Origin of the sequence: Sphingomonas longa (assembly GCF_016892685.1) — a bacterium.
GTDB lineage: Bacteria > Pseudomonadota > Alphaproteobacteria > Sphingomonadales > Sphingomonadaceae > Sphingomonas > Sphingomonas longa.
This window is the reverse complement of record NZ_JAFEMC010000003.1, coordinates 256,016-273,412: the sequence shown is the minus strand read 5'-3', so window position 1 is coordinate 273,412 and position 17,397 is coordinate 256,016. Positions and strand designations below refer to the sequence as shown.

The window sequence follows — 17,397 nt, the reverse complement described above, 5'->3', positions numbered from 1 at the left end:
CGGCCCGCGACTTTTGCGCTTGCGGCTATGACAGACCACTGCTAGTGGCCGCGCCTCACCCAGCCGGTGGCTCTCACGAGCAACCGGCACATGGCGCCAGAGCGGGCGTAGCTCAGGGGTAGAGCACAACCTTGCCAAGGTTGGGGTCGAGGGTTCGAATCCCTTCGCCCGCTCCAGTCATTCCGTTGAAGCCGCCAAGCTTCCGGTAGCCGCCTTAGCGGCGCTTAAAATCAAACGCTCAGGTCCGCCGCCAGCGATACCGATACGTATCGCCCGGTGTTGAAGTACAATCCTTCCGATGCGTTAGCGACCCAGCGATAGGTGTCGAACAGGTTGTTGACCTGCACCCGCGCGATCACGTCGCGTCCCGCTAGATGCAGCCGATGACGAGCCCCCAGCGCCACGACGGGGCGCGACGGCAGGCGGACGATATTGGCCTGATCCGCGAACGATCCGCCGTGCCGCGTCACCTGCAAATCCAGCGACGAGCCGTTCCATCCGGGCGGATGCAGGTCGAGTGCCAGCACGATCCGGCTGCGCGTGACGCCGACCGGGCGCGCTCCGATCGTGCCGTCTTCCACCAGAGCCCCGCCGACCCGCGGATCGAGCAGGACCGCCCCGGCGACGATACTGAGCGCAGGCGACGCGGTGCCGCTGAGCGATCCCTCGACGCCGCGGTGCCGGACTTCGCCGAGACGGCGGTAGATGTCGGCGCCGTCGAGGTTGAAGTACGGCTTGCGCACGTCGAACAGGCCGATCGCGGCTTGCAGGGTCTTGCCGAGCGCGATCCTCAGCCCACCGTCGATCTGACGCGTGCGGAGCGCGGGCGGAGCGGCATTGCGGTTGACGGCGATGTCCGGGGCGACATCGCTCTCCTCCAGACCTCGCGTGACGCCGGCATAAGCCGCGACATTTTTCGTCAGATCGAGCGATGCCATCAGGTTCACCAGCCACGGCCGTTCGCGTGCATCGATCCCTGCCCGATCCGGCGGCCGGACCGTCTTGCGATAGTCGGTCTTCTGCACACCGATGTTGACGCTGCCCCGCCCATTCCAACGGCCCTCATAGGCGAGGCCAAGCGTCACCTGTCGCACATCGTCGGGCGTACGGGGTTGGAAGTCGAACGCGGGTTCATCGACCGGTCGACGCGTATCGATGGACCGCCGCGGCAGTGCGACCGCCTCGGCATTGCCATAGAGGCGCGCCTGATCGCGGGCGCGCACCGAGACGTGGACACGGTGCACGCGTGAGCCCTCCACCCAGCTTCGCGACAGACGCAATTCGCCGGAGGTGGAGGCGTAGCGTGAGGGCGGTGCGGCGAAGACGGTCTCCATCCCCGCGCCCGCGCGGTCCACATCGAGCCACACGGTCGTCCGGTCGCGCGCGATCGTGAAGACGGAGCGGAACAGCCCGGCTGCCAGCGACCACCCGCCCCGCCGGCCCCGCGCGATCAGACCGGCATTGTCGCCGCGGCTGGTGTTCGTGGCCCAGCGTTGTCCGGTATAACGCTGACGATCGCCGATCCGCGGCGGCAGGAACGCTCCATCGACGAAATAGGTGGGGCGAGATTCCTCGCTCCAGTAGCGATCGGTGCTCCAGAACGGGATGATCTCGACATTGACGGCGGGTCGCCAGCGCGCGCTGATGCCGGCGGACAGCACTTCGGGCGTGCCGCCGAACGCTTCGTTGTCGCGGTAGGCGCCGAAGCCACCGGCCACGGACACGGTCTTGCCGATCACCGGCGCACGCACGTCCGTTTCGATGCCGATGTCGCCGAAGCTGCCCGCCGTCACGCGCGGACTGATCACGAACGCGTCGGGTGCATCGGGCAGCCGGAAATCGGCGATGCCGGTCGGCGCGGGAAACGGATAATCGATTGCGGTCAGCCCGACGCGGATGATCGAGCTGTCGACGACCCGGTAGCTGAGGTCCGCCTGCTGGTCGATGTACAGCCCCTCCAGCCGGACGTTGCCGGCATCGATCGGTGAGAAACCGCGCACGTCCTCCTCGTCGTACAGGCCGATCGATTCGTTGGCGTAGCTGACGCCGAACGCGTCTTCGGCCGCGCGCGCGGCGTTCTGCTCCGCGCGCTGCGCGGACGCCGTGCCGACGGTACCGATGCACCCGCCGGTCGCGACAAGTCCGACTATCATCAAGTATCGCATATCGCCCCCGCCGCGGGCGTAGCGTGCCGGCTGCGCGCCACCAAGGCGGATCGCCCCCGGATCGGGGGAACGGCGATCCTCGCGGTCGGTTGTTTAGCGACAACAGCGACTTAGCGGACACGAATTTGCGGGAGACAAGCATGAGCGACGACAGCCAGACGACGGGTGCCCGGATCGCGAGAGGTGCGCTGGCCGGGGTGATCGGCGGCATCGTTGCGTCGTTCGCGATGGACGGGCTGCAGGCGCTGCTGGCGAAGATGTCCGACGACGACAGCGGTAGCGACGAAGAGCCGACGACGACCAAGGCGGCGGACGGCGTTGCCAGGGTTGTCACTGGTGATGACATCGGAGAGGCGAACAAGCCGCTCGCCGGACAGGCGATGCATTATGGCCTGGGGGCGGCACTCGGCCTTGCGTACGGCGTTGCGGCAGCGTTCGAACCTCGGGTCACGACCGCGTCGGGGACGCTGTTCGGGCTGACGACCGCGACCGTGCTGGACGAGGGCGCGGTGCCGGCACTGGGGCTCGCCGACGCGCCGTGGAAGACGCCGGCGTCGGGGCATCTGTACTCGCTGGCGTCGCATCTGGTGTTCGGCGGCGTCACGGAACTGGTACGCGCTCAGGTCGACAGGACGCTGGCTCCTGCGGACTGACGTCGCAGCCCGGTCGCGCGCTTGCCAACGGACCCGGGGGGCGGCAGCGACGTTCACCACGAGTTCAATGCGCGGCCGCTATCGCCGCGCCACCCCCTCGGGAGATCGTCGTTGAAGTTCTTGATCGCCGCCGCCTTGCTGGCCCCTGCCGTCGTGCTTGCCGCCCCCGTCGGGGCACAGGCGAACGATCTGGCAACCGTGCAGCGTTATCTGAAGGCGATCACGACGATGACCGCCGATTTCAGCCAGACCGATCGTAACGGGCAGGTGCTGACGGGTACGCTGACGTGGAAGCAGCCGGGCAACATCCGCTTCCAGTATCAGAAGGGCGTGCCGACACTGATCGTGGCGGAGGGCGGTGCGCTGACGTTCATCGACTACTCGGTGAAGCAGGTGCAGCGCTGGCCGATCCGCAACTCGCCGCTGGGCGTGCTGCTCGATCCGGGTCGCGACCTGTCGCAATTCGCCAAGGTCGTGCCCGGCGATCCGCGGCTGGTGTCCGTCGAGGCGCGCGACCCCAAGCATCCCGAATATGGCCGCATCACGCTGGTGCTGGCGCGCGATGCGGCGGCCCCGGCGGGGATGACGTTGCAGGGCTGGGTCGCCCTCGACAGCCAGAACAATCGCACGACGGTGCGCCTTTCGAACCAACGTTATGGCGTTCCGGTGGCGAGCAACGCATTCCGCTGGGTCGATCCGCGACCGACGACGCGGCGGTAGTCCGTCGATCTTCCGTGCTCCCGCCTCCGTGGGAGCATTCGGACGACGTAGCCGGTGCCGCTGATCGGCCAAGAAACGACCGGTTTCCCAGCCAAGTCTTTTTTTACAAAGCCATTCATCCAATCGACAGGTTGCCGGGGCTAAAGCCGATTTGCGAGTGTGGGGCGTCCGGGATTTCCCCCTGTTGCCTGGATTTCATCCCCATTCGCCTGCGTGACGAACGCTGAGTCGGCCCTCGTTCCATGCCCCCGGAACGGGGGCCTTTCTCGTCTGGCGGCTTGCCGCCGGACTTGCCGTCAGCGTGGAACGATGACGGACTGCGCGGCGTGGCGGTGACACCGCGAGCCTCCTCCTACGTGACGCGCCCCGCAAAACCGGCTACCCGCGCGCCCGTGAAGATCGTCTCCTGGAACATCAATTCGGTGCGGTTCCGCATCGCTATCGTCGAGCAATTCCTGCGCGAGCAGGCACCGGATATCCTGTGCCTCCAGGAAACCAAGGTCATCGACGACGACTTCCCGTTCGAGATGTTCCGGTCGCTCGGCTACGACCACGTCGTCATCCACGGTCAGCGCATGCACCACGGCGTCGCGATCCTCAGCCGCGTGCCGATCACGCTGGACGACCGGTTCGACTGGCAGGCCAATCGCGAAGCGCGACATGTCGGCGTGGCGCTGCCGAACGGCGTGCGGCTGGAGAATGTCTATGTCCCCGCGGGCGGCGACGTGCCCGATCGCGAGGTGAACCCGAAATTCGGGCAGAAGCTCGACTTCGTGGAGCGGATGACGCGCTGGTCGGAGGGGCTGTCAGGCCCGACGATCCTGGTCGGCGATTTCAACATCGCGCCGCTGCCCGAGGACGTGTGGAGCCATAAGCAGCTGCTCGACGTGGTCAGCCATACGCCGATCGAGGTCGATGCGCTGGGCCGGTTGCAGGCGGCGGGCGACTGGGTCGATCTCGGCCGACGCTTCCATCCGGCCCCCAAGCGGCTGCACACCTGGTGGAGCTACCGCGCGAAGGACTGGGCGGCGTCGGATCGCGGGCGGCGGCTCGACCATATGTGGGCGACGCAGGACGTGGCGGCGCAGGCGGTGGCGCACACCGTGTTCGAGGATTGCCGTGGCTGGCTGAAGCCGTCCGACCACGTGCCGATCATGACCGAGTTCGCGTGGTGAGGGAGGCACGCGATGTCGCCCGGGCGATCGATGCGATGCGGCGCGGATGGCCGATCGCGATCGCCGCGCCGGGCGAGGCGCCGCTCGTGCTGTTGGCGGTGGAGACCGCCGATCCGTTACGGCTGGCGGCGTTCGCGCCGGAGGGCGGCCCGGTGCTGATCTCCAGCGGTCGGGCGGAGACGCTGAAGCTGACGAACCAGCTGGCCGCCGCCGATCCCGATTTCCCGGTGGTGGTGGAGCATGCCCCGTGGCTGGATTTCGATGCGGCGGTGGCGCTGGCCGATCCGCAGCTCGATCTGGCGACGCCGTTGAAGGGTCCGTTTCGCACCGCGACGGTGACGCAACCGGTGGCGTCGCTCGCGGCGCTGAGATTGGCGCGGATCGCCGGGTTGTTGCCCGCCTTCTTCATCGACGGAGTCGAGCCGGAGGTGACGATCGCCGCCGCCGCGATCGATGCCTACACCGCGCCTGCCTCGCTGCGGATCGCGACGCGCGCGCGGCTGCCTGTCGACGGGGCGGAGGATGCGGAGATCGTCGCCTTCCGTGCGCCTGATTCGGGCGACGAGCATGTCGCGTTGATCGTCGGTCAGCCGGACGGGACGCCGCCACTGGTGCGGCTACACAGCGAATGCCTGACCGGGGATGTCCTCGGCAGCCTGAAGTGCGATTGCGGGCCGCAGCTTCATGCCGCGATCCGCGCGATCGCCGCGAATGGCTGGGGCATCCTGTTGTATCTGCGGCAGGAGGGGCGCGGGATCGGGCTGGTCAACAAGCTGCGCGCGTACCGGTTGCAGGATCAGGGATTCGATACGGTCGATGCGAATACGCGGCTGGGCTTCGCGGTCGACGCGCGTGATTTCGGGGTCGCGGCGCGGATGCTCGACCTGATCGGCCAGCGCGCGGTGCGGTTGCTGACCAACAACCCCGCCAAGGTTGCGCAGCTGGAGGCGGCGGGCACGCGGGTGGTGGAGCGGGTGCCGCATCACCTGCCGCCGAACCCGCACAACGCGCGCTATCTGGCGACGAAGCGCGACCGGACGGGGCACGAGTTTTAAGCTCGGCCGCCGTCCCGGCGACAGCTGGGATGACGCATTCTGCTATTCCAGCACCCGCGCCACCTCGGCGAAGTCCGCCGCGATGACATCTGCGCCCAGCGCGAGCAGTCGCTGGCCGTGATCCGCCGGGCAATGCAGCCCCGCGCACAGCCCGATCACGAACGCGCCCGTCTTCGCCGCGCCCGTCACGCCGACCGGCGAGTCCTCGATGATCGCGCAGCGTTCGATCGGCACCCCTAGCGCTTTTGCCCCATACCAGTACAAGTCCGGCTCCGGCTTGCCGCGCGCGACATGCTCGCGCCCGGAATAGATGTGGTCGCCGAACGCCTCGCGCAGGCCGAGGTGGTGCAGGTGCGTGTCGATCCAGCGCGTCGAACTCGACGACACCACCGCGCGCGGCAGGTCGGCGGGCAGCGAGCGGACAAATGCCACCGCGCCCGCGACCGCGTCGATTCCCTCCGCCAGCACGCGAGCGTTCTCGATCTCGCGATCGGCGTGAAACGCATCGGGCAGCGGCTTGCCGATCCATCGTTCGACTGCCGCAATGAAGTCGGTGCCGGACAAGCCCATGAAATGCGTCATCGAATGTTCGGGCGTCGTCGGATAGCCCGCCGCCGTCAGCCACTCCGCCAATTGGCGGTTGCCCGACGCCTCGCTCTCCAACAGCACGCCGTCGAAGTCGAACAACAGGGCATCGTACCTCATGCGCGCGCTCCGAACAGCGCGGTGCCGACGCGGACGTACGTCGCACCAAGCATCACCGCCGTCTCCAGATCGTCCGACATGCCCATGCTCAGTCCCGCCAGCCCGTGGTCGCGCGCCATCTTGGCGAGCAGCGCGAAATAGGGCGCGGGCTCGAGGTCGGCGGGCGGCACCGCCATCAGCCCGGCGATCGTCAGCCCGGCCGCCCGCGCACGCTCCAGCAACGCCGGCAGCTCGGCAACCGCGCAGCCACCCTTTTGCGGCTCGTCGCCAATATTGACCTGCACGAAGCAGGCAGGATGCTTGTCGGCCTTGGTACATGCTGCCGCCAGCGCATCGACCAGCGATGCACGGTCGATCGAGTGGATCGCATCGAACAGCGCGACGGCATCGGCGGCCTTGTTGGACTGAAGCTGTCCGACGAGGTGAAGCTCGACATCGGGGTAGCGCTCTCGCAGCGCCGGCCATTTCCCCTGCGCCTCCTGAACACGATTCTCGCCGAACGCACGCTGACCGGCGGCGAGCAGCGGTTCGATCTCCTCCGCCATCCGAGTCTTGGAGACGGCGATCAGCGTCGCGGCATCGTCGTCGCGCCCGGTGAGGCGCGCGGCGGCGGCGATCCGGGCACGCACCGTCGAGAGAGGGTCCTGTTCGGTCATGCGCGGCGCTATAGGGGGGACGATGCCGAGCCGATACCCCGCCGAGATTCCACCGCGTTGGCTGATGACCGACGAGCGGCTGGGCGACGGCCTGTGGCGGGCGTTGCGCCGATTGCCACCGGGGAGCGGCGTGGTGTTCCGCCACTACGCCACGCCGCTAGAGGAGCGGAGGACGCTATTCGAACGCGTTCAACGCGTCGCAAGGGCGCGGCGACTCGTGTTGGTGGCGGCAGGGTCGGCCCTCGGGGGGACGTTGCGGCACGGCCGGGTCGCCGGCGCGTATAGCTGGCCGGTCCATGACCGTGCCGAAGCGCTGGCTGCCCGGCGAGCGCGGGCGAAGATGGTGATGGTGTCGCCGGTGTTTCCGACGCGCTCGCATCCGGGGGCACCGGCGCTGGGAGCGGCGCGCGCGGCGAGGATCGGGCGGTTGGCGGGCGTGCCCGTGGTCGCGCTCGGCGGCATGACGGAACGGCGGTGGCGACGGGTCGCGGGGCTGGGGTTTGCAGGCTGGGCAGCGATCGACGCGTGGGTGGAATGATGGCTAGCCCCGTCATTGCGAGCGTAGCGAAGCAACCCAGAACAGACCGCCACGCACTGGATGGCTTCGCTGCGCCCGCAATGACGGATATTTTGTGTGACGGGATCGGGCCGAACGCCGCCGCGCTACTTTTGGAAGCGTAAGCCGATCGGCTACCAATGATACGATTTGGCCGCTGGGCTCCCGTCTTTCCGGGAGCACGTCGGTTATGAGCGGAAACCCGCCGTTATCCGTCCGCCGACCTTAGAACCGGAAGGCAGTACCCAGATACACCGCCTGGCTGTCGCGCCGCTCGTCCAGTCGCGCCAGTCGCTCGCGGTCGGAGCGATAGCGGACGCCCGCCGTCACATCGAGGTTGCGCGTCAGCGAATATGATCCTCCGAGATCCACCGAATAGCTCTGCGGATCGGCGATTGCCTTCGGAGTGCCGGCGATCGGGCGATCGGTGGCCGCCCGCACCTGCGTGCTCCAACGGTTGGCGGTATAGCTCAATGCGACATCCGCAGCCTCGCGTCCGCCCGGCTGCGTGGCCAGATCGACACGCGTCAGGTCGCCCGCGATGGCGAACCGCTTCCAGCCCACGGCGGCACCCAGATTATAGGCGATCGGCGCGATGCCGGTGCGTGGTTCGGCGGCGATGCGCGTCGTCGTCGCAGTGTCGACGTTACTGCGTGCGCGGACCGCGACCGTCACGGCGCGATTGTCGCGCCGCGTCTCGGCGGGCGTGAACGGCAGACCGTTACCGGTACCAAGACCACTGCGCGCAAACAGCGCCGCCAGCCGCGGATCGCCCGCCGCAGGGGTGAAGCCACCCAGCGCGCGAATCGGCGGGCGCTTGACGGCGCGGGCGTTATGCTGATCGGCCGTACGGAGGGCACCGACCGCAGGCGCGACGAGGGCAGCGGCGGCGACAAGCGCTCCGGCGACAACCCCAATCATGGCGCGATGCGCACCCACCCCGAATCCTCCGACTAATCCCCTCGAAACTTCGCCTAGCATGATTCGATCCGGGCCAACCACAACCGGGAGCCTGCCGGTACGGAAATTGCGCATGTGTTGCATCAAGCGCACAGTTCGACCCCGGCTCGCGCGTAACTTGCGGGTATGCACGCGGCCCTATAGAGGCGGGAGAAGCCCATTTTTCCGTCGCAGGACACCCATCCGCATGATCCGCCGCACCGCCCGTCTGGGCATCACCGCCGTCGTGTCGCTCGCCACCTTGTCTGCCTGTGCCAGCAACGATCGGCCCAAGGGCGATCTGGCGGCATCGAAGATCACGACGATCGGCGTGAATAGCTATTTGTGGCGTGCCAGCCTCGATACGCTGTCGTTCATGCCGTTGCTCCAGACGGACTCCAACGGCGGCGTCATCGTCACCGACTGGTACGTCAATCCGCAAATTCCGTCGGAGCGGATGAAGGTGACGGTGTCGATCCTCGATCAGGACCTGCGCGCCGATGCGGTCCGCGTCGCGGCGCTACGCGAGATCAATCGGCAGGGTCAGTGGATCTCCGCCCCCGTGCAGGCCGCGACGACGCAGAAGCTGGAGGACCTGATCCTCACCCGCGCCCGCGACCTGCGCCGCGCCTCCATCGCCGGCTGAGGCAACGCCCATGACGTCGCGGTTCAACGCGCTGAAGGCCGACGCGCACTGGCAGGCCGTGTGGGAGGAGCGTCGCACCTTCGCCGCCGATGCCGCGTCGACCAAGCCGCGGGCCTATGTCCTTGAGATGTTTCCCTATCCTTCGGGGAAAATCCATATGGGCCACGTCCGCAACTATACGATGGGCGACGTGCTGGCGCGCTATCGGCGGATGACCGGGCACGAGGTCCTGCACCCGATGGGGTGGGATGCGTTCGGCATGCCGGCCGAGAACGCCGCGATGGAAAAGGGCGTGCACCCCGGCAACTGGACGCGCCAGAACATTGCCACAATGAAGGCGCAGTTGAAGCGGCTCGGCTTCGCGCTCGACTGGACGCGCGAGTTGGCGACGTGCGAGCCCGATTACTACGGCCATGAACAGGCGCTGTTCCTCGACCTGTTCGCGGGCGGGCTGGTCTATCGCAAGGAATCCTCGGTCAACTGGGACCCCGTCGATATGACCGTGCTCGCCAACGAGCAGGTGATCGACGGTCGCGGCTGGCGGTCGGGCGCGGTGGTCGAGAAGCGCAAGCTGAACCAGTGGTTTCTGAAGATCACCGACTTCGCCGACGAGCTGCTCGACGGTCTGTCCTCGCTCGATCAATGGCCCGACAAGGTGCGGTTGATGCAGGAGAACTGGATCGGCCGCAGCAAGGGGTTGACGTTCCGGTTCGATCCCGTTGCGCCGCTGACCGCACCCATCGAAGTCTACTCGACGCGTCCCGATACGATCTTCGGGGCCAGCTTCGTCGCGATCGCCGCCGATCACCCGGTCGCGCGCGAAGTAGCCGCACGCGATACTAACGCTGCCACCTTCATCGAACGGTGCAAGGCTGGCGGCACCACCGCCGCCGAGCTGGACACGCAGGAGAAGCTGGGCTTCGACACCGGCTACACCGTCGCGCATCCGTTCGATGCGGCGTGGACGCTGCCCGTCTACATCGCGAACTTCGTGCTGATGGAATATGGCACGGGTGCGGTGATGGGCGTTCCCGCGCACGACCAACGCGACCTGGATTTAGCGCGCAAATACGGACTTGATGTGACCCGCGTCGTCGCCGAGGGCGACCAGACGGATGCGGTGTTCGAGGGCGATACCGCCTATACCGGTCCCGGCGCGATCGTGAACTCGCGCTTCCTCGACGGCATGGACGTGGAACAGGCCAAGGCTGCCGTCATCGCCCGTGCCGAGGGTGAAGGCTGGGGCAAGGGCTCCACCGTATTCCGACTGCGCGACTGGGGCGTCTCGCGCCAGCGTTACTGGGGTACCCCGATCCCGATCATCCACTGCGATGCCTGCGGTGCGGTGCCGGTGCCCAAGGACCAGTTGCCCGTCGTACTGCCCGACGACGTATCGTTCGCGATCCCCGGCAATCCGCTCGATCGGCACCCGACGTGGAAATACGTCCCCTGCCCGACCTGTAGCGGCGAGGCGGTGCGCGAGACGGACACACTGGACACCTTCGTCGACTCGTCCTGGTACTTCATCCGCTTCGCCAGCCAGCCCAAGGACCGGCCGTTCGACCGTGCCGAGGCGGAAAAGTGGCTGCCCGTCGCGCAATATATCGGCGGCGTGGAGCATGCGATCCTGCACCTGCTCTACGCGCGCTTCTGGACCCGCGCGCTGAAGCATATCGGCCAGCTCGACATTGCCGAGCCGTTTGCCGGGCTGTTCACGCAAGGCATGGTCACGCACGAGACGTACAAGTCCGCGGAGGGGCTGTGGCTCGGGCCCGACGACGTCGAGGGTGGCATCGAAGTCTCGACGGGGCAGCCGGTGACGGTCGGCCGCGTCGAGAAGATGTCCAAATCCAAAAAGAACACGATCGATCCGGAGCCGATCGTGGATCAATATGGTGCGGACGCCGTGCGCTGGTTCATGCTGTCGGATTCTCCACCGGAGCGGGACCTGCCCTGGTCGGAAGCCGGCATCGACGGCGCATGGCGCTTCGTGCAGCGGCTGTGGCGACTGGTAGGCAGCGAAGACGATGCTGGTGAGGGCGAGAACATCGCGCTGCGCAAGCTGTCGCATCGCACCACCGCCGGTGTCGCCGAAGCGATCGAGGGGTTGCAGTTCAACAAGGCGGTGGCGCTGCTCTACACGCTCGCCAATGCCGTCGAGAAGGCGGCCCCCTCCCCCGACCGGCGTGACGCCGTGGCGACGTTGCTGCGCCTCGCCTCTCCGATGGTTCCCCATCTGGCGGAGGAAGCGTGGGCGGCGAGTGGTCAGTCCGGCCTTGTCGCCAATGCGCCGTGGCCGACCGTCGACCCGGCGATGCTGGTCGATGACGAGGTGACGATCGCGATCCAGGTCAATGGCAAGCTGCGCGACACGCTGATGTTTGCCAAGGGCGCCCCCCGCGAAGAGGTGGAAGCCGCCGCACTCGCCAGCGACAAGATCGCGCGGACATTGGACGGCAAGCCCCCGCGCAAGGTCATCGTCGTCCCCGACCGCCTCGTGAACATCGTCGCATGAGGGCGGCTGCGCTCCTGCTGCTCGGCGCGGTAGCCCTATCCGGCTGCGGCTTGCGGCCGCTCTATACGGGTGGTGGTAATGGTGCGGTCGCGAATGCGCTTGCCAATGTCGAGGTTGCGCCGATCGAGGGCAAGGCCGGCTGGCTGATGGCGAACGCATTGCGGGATCGGCTCGGCAATCGTGGCGGCGCGCCGACCTATCGCCTCGATATCCGGCTGGACGACCGCATCAGCGGCCTCGGCCTGCGCAGCGATGACAGCGTTACGCGCGAGCGGCGGGCGTTGCGCGCGCGGTATCAGCTCGTGAACGTCGCTGACGGATCGGTGTTGCTCGATGCCACCGCCGGGTCGGATGCCGGCATCGATGTCGTGCAATCCGAATACGCGACGATCGCGGCGGAGAATACCGCGCTGGAACGTCTGTCGGGCATCGTTGCCGACCAGATCGTGTCGCGCCTGGCGCTGTACGCGCAGCGGCGTTCCGCAGCGCCGTGAAGGCGAACGCCAACCAGATCCGTCAGGCGCTCGCCGCGCCGCGCCCCGCCATTCGTTTCCACTTGCTTCACGGCCCCGACGAGGCTGGCGCAGACGCCCTTGCGCGCGTTCTGGGCGATGCGATGGGCAAGGGTGCGGAGCGGGTCGATCTCGATGGCGCCACGCTGAAGGGTGATCCAGCCCGGCTGGCCGATGAAGCCGCGTCGATTTCGCTGTTCGGCGACAAGCGCTGGATCAGGATCACCGGCCTCGGCGAAGAGAGCCTCGCGGCGATCAGCGCCTTGCTGGAGGCGGAAAGCGCAGGCAACCCCGTCGTGGCGATCGCACCGACGATCAAAGCCACCGGCAAGGTGGTGAAGCTGGCGCAGGACTCTCCTGCCGCAATGGCCTTCGCCTGTTACCCACCGACCGCACAGGACGCCGAGCGGCTGGCGGTGTCGCTCGCCGCCGAACAGGGCATGCGGACCGCCCCCGGCGTCGCGGCACGGATGGTGGCGGCGAGCAGCGGCGATCGTGCCGTGCTGGCGCGAGAGGTCGACAAGCTGGCGCTGTTCCTCGATGCCGCCGCCGACCGACCGCGCGACCTGGATCACGAGGCGCTCGACGCGATCGGCGCGGCGCTGGACGAGGCGGAGACGAACTTGGCCGTCGAGGCCGTGATCGAGGGGCGCGCCGACGTCCTGGCCGTAGAGCTGGCGCGGCTTTCGGAGAGCGGCACGTCGCCGATCATGTGGCTGCGTCAGCTGGCGCGTCGGATCACGGCTTTGGCGGAGATGCGGGCCGAAGTTGCCCGTGGCGAGCCGGCCGACAGCGTGGTCAAACGCCACCGCGTCTTCTGGAAGGAAGAGCAGGCGACAATCCGGGCGTTGCGCCGCTGGTCGCCCGTGATGCTTGCCGACGCCCTGGCGCGTGCGCGGGCCGCGGAACGGGCAGTCATGGCCGCAAATAACGCTGGATCGGTGCTGGCGGATCAGGCGATCCTCACCCTCGCCCGCGCGGTGGCCCGGCGGGGCTAGATCGTCTCGCCGGTCAGTCGCTGACAGAGCATGTCGAGCTGGTCGAGCGTCGAGTAGGCCAACGTCAGCGTCCCGCCTTTCTCTCCATACCCGATCGATACGGAGACCCCGAGCAGGTCCGCAAGCCGACGTTCCAGCGCCGCGATATCGGCATCCGGTGCCGGCGGTGCCGCCCGCTCCCCGCGCGGTTCGGACCGTCGCGGCTTGGTGTCGCGGGCCAGCTTCTCCGTCTCGCGCACTGACAGGCCACGACGCACAACCTGTTCCGCCAACCCCTCGACATCGGGAGCGCCGAGCAACGCCCGCGCATGGCCCATCGACAGCGATCCATCGACCACCCTCGCCTGTACGGGGTCGGGCAAATCCAGCAGTCGCAGCAGATTGGCGACGTGGCTGCGCGACTTGTGGACGATCTGCGCCAGCGCTTCCTGCGTATGACCGTAATCGCCCGCCAGACGCTGGTACGCCTGCGCCTCTTCGATCGCGTTCAGGTCCTGCCGCTGAATGTTCTCCACCAGCGCGATTTCGAGCGTCTCTGCGTCGTCGAAGTCGCGGACGACGACCGGCACTTCATGCAGCCGAGCCCGCTGCGCGGCCCGCCAGCGTCGTTCACCTGCGACGATCTGATACTGATGCCCGTGCGGTCGCACCACGATCGGCTGGATAACTCCCCGCGACGCGATCGACGCGGCGAGCTCGTCCAGCATCGCCTCGTCGAAGTGGCGTCGTGGCTGCTCGGGGTGTGGAGCGAGAGCACCGACCGGCAGCATCCGCACGCCCGGTCCCGGCTCCGCCCCCGGTGTCACCGGCGCCTCGCGCGCGATTTCGCCCAGCAAGGCGTTCAATCCGCGCCCGAGTCCTCCGCGCGGTCGACGTGCGGCATCGCTCATGCGGCCGCATCCACAGCTGGCTTGGGAAGCCGCTGGATCATCTCGCGTGCCAACGCCATATAGGCTTCCGAGCCGGAGCAGCGGTGATCGTAAATCAGCGCGGGCAAGCCGTGGCTCGGCGCTTCGGACAGGCGGACATTGCGCGGAATCACGGTGTCGAACACGACCTTGCCCAGCACGGCGCGAACGTCGGTGGAAACCTGTTCGGTTAGCCGGTTCCGGCGATCGTACATCGTCAGCGCGACGCCGAGGATCGCGAGTCCGGGATTGAACCGCTCGCGGATGCGCTCGACCGTGCTCAACAGTTGGGACAATCCTTCCAGCGCGAAGAACTCGCACTGGAGTGGGACCAGCAATCGGTCGGCGGCCACCATCGCATTGATCGTCAGCAGTCCGAGCGATGGAGGACAATCGATCAACACGATGTCCCAACGCGAGGCGTTGGCGCGGATGGCCGCATCAAGGCGGTGGGTGCGATCATCGAACTCGACCAGTTCGATTTCCGCCCCGGACAGATCGACCGTTGCGGGGAGAACATCGAGCCGTGGCACCTTGCTGGCAACGACCGCGGCATCCACCGGACAATCCCCGAGCAAAACGTCGTAGCTCGATCGCTCGCGTTGCGATTGTGGAATCCCAAGGCCTGTGGAGGCGTTGCCCTGCGGGTCAAGGTCCACCAGCAACACGCGTTGGCCGGTAGCGGCGAGAGCCGTGCCAAGGTTGATGGCGCTGGTCGTCTTCCCAACCCCACCCTTCTGGTTCGCGATCGCAACGCAGATCATGTGGGGCAGCCTTCAAGAACCACGATCGAAGACGATGTCTCCGTGACGCTTTGTTCCACGTGAAACATCATACCCCTCGCTTCGACCTGGGTCTGAAGATCGCCAATGTCGGCCGCTCCCCGCGGCAACAACCAGCGTGTCCTTGGTGTGCAGCAATGCCGCGCCGCAAGCAAAAGCTTTTCGACGGACGCCACTGCCCTGGCGGTGATAACATCCGCTTCAACCGAAGCCGTTTCAATTTTGCCTTCGATGACCAAGGCGGGCGCAACGCCCAACGTGGCGAGGCAATGGCGCAAAAACGCGACGCGACGCTTCCGCGGTTCCACCATCGTCATCGGCAGTGCCCCCGCGATGGCGAGAACCATCCCCGGAAATCCGCCGCCCGATCCGATGTCGAGCCACCTGCTCGGCCGATCGGATCCTGCGATCGGCAGCAGCTGCAGCGAGTCCGCAATATGTCGACTCCACAGCATCGGCACAGTGCCCGGCGAAATCAGGTTCTGCCGCGTATTCTCTTCGACGATCATGACTGCGAACCTTTCGAGCGATCGGAACGCGCTCGAATCCACTCGATCAGCGACCCATGCCTTGGCGTCGTCCTCGGTCACGCCGCCTTCCTCGCATGAAGCAACACCGCGCTGAGAGCGGCTGGTGTGATCCCCCTAACCCGCGCGGCCGCCGCCAGCGATCGCGGCTGGCTGGCCGACAACCTGACGACCATTTCGTTCGACAGCCCCGGAATTTCGGCGAAGCACAGATCGTGCGGCAAAGGGATATCCTCATCCCTCCTCATGCGCTCGACCTCGGCTGCCTGGCGGTCCAGATACGGGGCATACCGCGCGTCTTGCAGCGTCTCCGCAAGAATGTCGGCACCCGCGACCACATCCGGCGCGACATGGTCCCACGCAACACCGTCGAAACGCAGCCATTCCCACGCGGTCCGCCGCGATCCATCCTGCGCCACCTTGCCGCCTGCGAGAGCAATAGCGGATGACGTGACGTCTCGAGCAAGCAGGTTGCGGACTCGCGCTCGTTCCCGGGTCCGACCGTGCTGGTGCTTCAGCCGTGCGCTTCCCAATGCTCCGGCCGCCTCCGCAATCTGACCCAATCGTGTTTCGGCATTGTCGGCGCGCAGGGCCAATCGGTACTCGGCGCGAGCCGTCAGCATTCGGTACGGCTCGGTCACACCTTGCAGCACGAGATCATCGATCATGACGCCGATATAGCTCGACGCGCGGTCCAGAATGACAGAGTCCAAATCGCACACATAAGCCGCTGCGTTCAACCCGGCGACAAGGCCCTGCCCCGCTGCCTCCTCATATCCCGTCGTGCCATTGATCTGCCCTGCGAAGAACAGGCCATCGACACCGCGATGCGCCAACGTAGGTCCAAGCGAGCGCGGGTCGAGGTGGTCATACTCGACGGCATAGCCGGGCACAGTGATCCGCGCGTTTTCCAGCCCGGGAATCGATGCGAGCACCGCCTCCTGAACCGAAGTCGCCAGGCTGGTCGACAAGCCGTTCGGATACACCGTGGTATCCGACAGACCTTCCGGCTCCAGAAATACCTGATGACCGTCGCGATCGCCGAACCGGTCGATCTTGTCCTCGATGGAGGGACAATAGCGTGGACCCTGCCCCTCGATCGCGCCGGAGAATAGCGGCGACTCCGGCAACGCCTCGCGGATGATCGCGTGCGTGGCCATGGTCGTGCGTGTGATCGCGCAGGCTATTTGGGGAAGAACCCGATGACGGGTTAGCGCCGACATGGACCATAGATCGTCATCCGACGGCTGCTCTTCGAGTTTCGCCCAGTCGATCGTTCGGCCATCGAGCCGGGGCGGAGTGCCCGTTTTCAAGCGAGCCATCGGCAGCGCGAGATCACGCAACGATGCCGCTAGCGGACCAGCGGCGCGCTCGGCGATGCGGCCGCCGTGATGACGTTCGTCGCCTCGGAAGATCGTCGCACCGAGGAACGTCCCGGTTGCGATGACCACGGCGCGCGCCTGAACGTGGTCGCCGCTGCTCAGCGTGATTCCGACGATGCGACCGTTGTTCAGCTTCAGGGCAATAGCTTCGCCCTCCAGCATTTCGACATTTGTCGTTTTGAGTATGTGTTGCACCGCTGTCGCATACAGCCGCCGGTCCGCTTGTATGCGGGGTCCGTGAACCGCCGCCCCTTTGCTGCGATTCAGCATCCGGTGATGGATAGCCGCAGCGTCTGCGGCCACTGCCATGATGCCGTCGAAGGCATCTACCTCGCGGACGATGTGTCCTTTTCCCAACCCGCCAATCGACGGGTTACAGGACATCTGCCCAATGTTGTCGGCCGAGTAGGAGAGCAAGGCGACCCGAGCGCCTCTCCGCGATGCTGCTGCCGCTGCTTCGGCACCAGCATGGCCGCCACCAATTACGAGAACGTCGTACATGG

General features: G+C 66.8%; 17 protein-coding genes and 1 tRNA gene. 10 read left to right on the top strand and 8 right to left on the bottom strand.

The window, feature by feature from the left end; all coding sequences use genetic code 11:
* Positions 1 to 101 precede the first annotated feature (101 nt).
* Positions 102 to 176 (top strand) — tRNA-Gly (locus ILT43_RS11275).
* Positions 177 to 230: 54 nt separating this feature from the next.
* On the opposite strand, the gene ILT43_RS11270 is transcribed toward ILT43_RS11275, so the two are convergent.
* Positions 231 to 2,153 carry a TonB-dependent receptor domain-containing protein gene (locus ILT43_RS11270; RefSeq protein ID WP_204199065.1) on the bottom strand — a complete coding sequence of 641 codons (1,923 nt, stop codon included), beginning with the start codon at positions 2,151 to 2,153 and terminating at the stop codon, positions 231 to 233.
* Between the two features lie 152 nt (positions 2,154 to 2,305).
* Between ILT43_RS11270 and ILT43_RS11265 the strand changes: the two genes are divergently transcribed.
* The 4 genes from ILT43_RS11265 to ribA all read left to right on the top strand — a co-directional run bounded on the left by ILT43_RS11265 (position 2,306) and on the right by ribA (position 5,768).
* Positions 2,306 to 2,818, top strand: a complete 513-nt coding sequence (locus tag ILT43_RS11265) for a DUF1440 domain-containing protein (RefSeq protein WP_204199064.1) — start codon at positions 2,306 to 2,308, stop codon at positions 2,816 to 2,818.
* Positions 2,819 to 2,929: 111 nt separating this feature from the next.
* Positions 2,930 to 3,538 (top strand): LolA family protein, encoded by a 609-nt coding sequence (locus ILT43_RS11260; RefSeq protein WP_204199063.1) that lies wholly within the window; start codon positions 2,930 to 2,932, stop codon positions 3,536 to 3,538.
* A 392-nt stretch (positions 3,539 to 3,930) separates the two neighbouring features.
* The gene (gene xth, locus ILT43_RS11255) at positions 3,931 to 4,713 is read left to right on the top strand and encodes an exodeoxyribonuclease III (RefSeq protein WP_204199062.1); all 783 of its coding nucleotides are present in this window, start codon (positions 3,931 to 3,933) and stop codon (positions 4,711 to 4,713) included.
* A 35-nt stretch (positions 4,714 to 4,748) separates the two neighbouring features.
* Positions 4,749 to 5,768 (top strand): GTP cyclohydrolase II, encoded by a 1,020-nt coding sequence (gene ribA / locus ILT43_RS11250; RefSeq protein ID WP_204199456.1) that lies wholly within the window; start codon positions 4,749 to 4,751, stop codon positions 5,766 to 5,768.
* 42 nt (positions 5,769 to 5,810) lie between these two features.
* On the opposite strand, the gene ILT43_RS11245 is transcribed toward ribA, so the two are convergent.
* Complete coding sequence (locus ILT43_RS11245; RefSeq protein WP_204199061.1) at positions 5,811 to 6,473, bottom strand: HAD family hydrolase; 663 nt, start codon at positions 6,471 to 6,473, stop codon at positions 5,811 to 5,813.
* Positions 6,470 to 7,129: a YggS family pyridoxal phosphate-dependent enzyme gene (locus ILT43_RS11240; protein WP_204199060.1), complete on the bottom strand. Its 660-nt coding sequence runs from the start codon at positions 7,127 to 7,129 to the stop codon at positions 6,470 to 6,472. The genes ILT43_RS11245 and ILT43_RS11240 overlap by 4 nt, the downstream gene beginning before the upstream one ends.
* A 22-nt stretch (positions 7,130 to 7,151) precedes the next feature.
* Between ILT43_RS11240 and ILT43_RS11235 the strand changes: the two genes are divergently transcribed.
* Positions 7,152 to 7,667, top strand: a complete 516-nt coding sequence (locus ILT43_RS11235) for a thiamine phosphate synthase (protein WP_204199059.1) — start codon at positions 7,152 to 7,154, stop codon at positions 7,665 to 7,667.
* A gap of 243 nt (positions 7,668 to 7,910) precedes the next feature.
* Here the strand turns inward: ILT43_RS11235 and ILT43_RS11230 are convergent, their stop codons facing one another.
* The gene (locus ILT43_RS11230) at positions 7,911 to 8,606 is read right to left on the bottom strand and encodes a porin (protein ID WP_204199058.1); all 696 of its coding nucleotides are present in this window, start codon (positions 8,604 to 8,606) and stop codon (positions 7,911 to 7,913) included.
* Positions 8,607 to 8,832: 226 nt separating this feature from the next.
* On the opposite strand from ILT43_RS11230, the gene ILT43_RS11225 reads away from it, so the two are divergent.
* The 4 genes from ILT43_RS11225 to holA are packed head-to-tail and all read left to right on the top strand — an operon-like array spanning position 8,833 to position 13,295.
* Entirely contained in the window at positions 8,833 to 9,270 is a 438-nt protein-coding gene (locus ILT43_RS11225; protein WP_204199057.1) for a DUF3576 domain-containing protein, read from the top strand.
* Positions 9,271 to 9,280: 10 nt separating this feature from the next.
* Positions 9,281 to 11,785: a leucine--tRNA ligase gene (leuS, locus tag ILT43_RS11220; RefSeq protein ID WP_204199056.1), complete on the top strand. Its 2,505-nt coding sequence runs from the start codon at positions 9,281 to 9,283 to the stop codon at positions 11,783 to 11,785.
* A complete protein-coding gene (gene lptE, locus ILT43_RS11215) occupies positions 11,782 to 12,279 on the top strand; it encodes an LPS assembly lipoprotein LptE (RefSeq protein ID WP_204199055.1) in 498 nt (165 codons plus the stop codon). The genes leuS and lptE overlap by 4 nt, the downstream gene beginning before the upstream one ends.
* A complete protein-coding gene (holA, locus tag ILT43_RS11210) occupies positions 12,276 to 13,295 on the top strand; it encodes a DNA polymerase III subunit delta (RefSeq protein ID WP_204199054.1) in 1,020 nt (339 codons plus the stop codon). The genes lptE and holA overlap by 4 nt, the downstream gene beginning before the upstream one ends.
* On the opposite strand, the gene ILT43_RS11205 is transcribed toward holA, so the two are convergent.
* The 4 genes from ILT43_RS11205 to mnmG are packed head-to-tail and all read right to left on the bottom strand — an operon-like array spanning position 13,292 to position 17,395.
* Positions 13,292 to 14,185 carry a ParB/RepB/Spo0J family partition protein gene (locus tag ILT43_RS11205; protein WP_204199053.1) on the bottom strand — a complete coding sequence of 298 codons (894 nt, stop codon included), beginning with the start codon at positions 14,183 to 14,185 and terminating at the stop codon, positions 13,292 to 13,294. The genes holA and ILT43_RS11205 overlap by 4 nt on opposite strands.
* Positions 14,182 to 14,967 carry a ParA family protein gene (locus tag ILT43_RS11200; RefSeq protein WP_204199052.1) on the bottom strand — a complete coding sequence of 262 codons (786 nt, stop codon included), beginning with the start codon at positions 14,965 to 14,967 and terminating at the stop codon, positions 14,182 to 14,184. Before ILT43_RS11200 ends, ILT43_RS11205 begins: the two co-directional genes overlap by 4 nt.
* On the bottom strand, positions 14,964 to 15,575 hold the full coding sequence (gene rsmG / locus ILT43_RS11195; RefSeq protein ID WP_204199051.1) for a 16S rRNA (guanine(527)-N(7))-methyltransferase RsmG: 612 nt from the start codon (positions 15,573 to 15,575) through the stop codon (positions 14,964 to 14,966). The genes ILT43_RS11200 and rsmG overlap by 4 nt, the downstream gene beginning before the upstream one ends.
* Complete coding sequence (mnmG, locus tag ILT43_RS11190) at positions 15,572 to 17,395, bottom strand: tRNA uridine-5-carboxymethylaminomethyl(34) synthesis enzyme MnmG (RefSeq protein ID WP_204199050.1); 1,824 nt, start codon at positions 17,393 to 17,395, stop codon at positions 15,572 to 15,574. The genes rsmG and mnmG overlap by 4 nt, the downstream gene beginning before the upstream one ends.
* Positions 17,396 to 17,397: the final 2 nt, after the last annotated feature.

What these genes read in the sequence shown, in the direction of transcription:
- ILT43_RS11270 (WP_204199065.1), bottom strand. Translation starts at nt 2,153, where the DNA reads ATGATAGTCGGACTTGTCGCGACCGGCGGGTGCATCGGTACCGTCGGC.
- ILT43_RS11265 (WP_204199064.1), top strand. Translation starts at nt 2,306, where the DNA reads ATGAGCGACGACAGCCAGACGACGGGTGCCCGGATCGCGAGAGGTGCG.
- ribA (WP_204199456.1), top strand. Translation starts at nt 4,749, where the DNA reads ATGCGGCGCGGATGGCCGATCGCGATCGCCGCGCCGGGCGAGGCGCCG.
- ILT43_RS11245 (WP_204199061.1), bottom strand. Translation starts at nt 6,473, where the DNA reads ATGAGGTACGATGCCCTGTTGTTCGACTTCGACGGCGTGCTGTTGGAG.
- ILT43_RS11240 (WP_204199060.1), bottom strand. Translation starts at nt 7,129, where the DNA reads ATGACCGAACAGGACCCTCTCTCGACGGTGCGTGCCCGGATCGCCGCC.
- ILT43_RS11235 (WP_204199059.1), top strand. Translation starts at nt 7,152, where the DNA reads ATGCCGAGCCGATACCCCGCCGAGATTCCACCGCGTTGGCTGATGACC.
- ILT43_RS11230 (WP_204199058.1), bottom strand. Translation starts at nt 8,606, where the DNA reads ATGATTGGGGTTGTCGCCGGAGCGCTTGTCGCCGCCGCTGCCCTCGTC.
- ILT43_RS11225 (WP_204199057.1), top strand. Translation starts at nt 8,833, where the DNA reads ATGATCCGCCGCACCGCCCGTCTGGGCATCACCGCCGTCGTGTCGCTC.
- leuS (WP_204199056.1), top strand. Translation starts at nt 9,281, where the DNA reads ATGACGTCGCGGTTCAACGCGCTGAAGGCCGACGCGCACTGGCAGGCC.
- lptE (WP_204199055.1), top strand. Translation starts at nt 11,782, where the DNA reads ATGAGGGCGGCTGCGCTCCTGCTGCTCGGCGCGGTAGCCCTATCCGGC.
- ILT43_RS11205 (WP_204199053.1), bottom strand. Translation starts at nt 14,185, where the DNA reads ATGAGCGATGCCGCACGTCGACCGCGCGGAGGACTCGGGCGCGGATTG.
- ILT43_RS11200 (WP_204199052.1), bottom strand. Translation starts at nt 14,967, where the DNA reads ATGATCTGCGTTGCGATCGCGAACCAGAAGGGTGGGGTTGGGAAGACG.
- mnmG (WP_204199050.1), bottom strand. Translation starts at nt 17,395, where the DNA reads ATGTACGACGTTCTCGTAATTGGTGGCGGCCATGCTGGTGCCGAAGCA.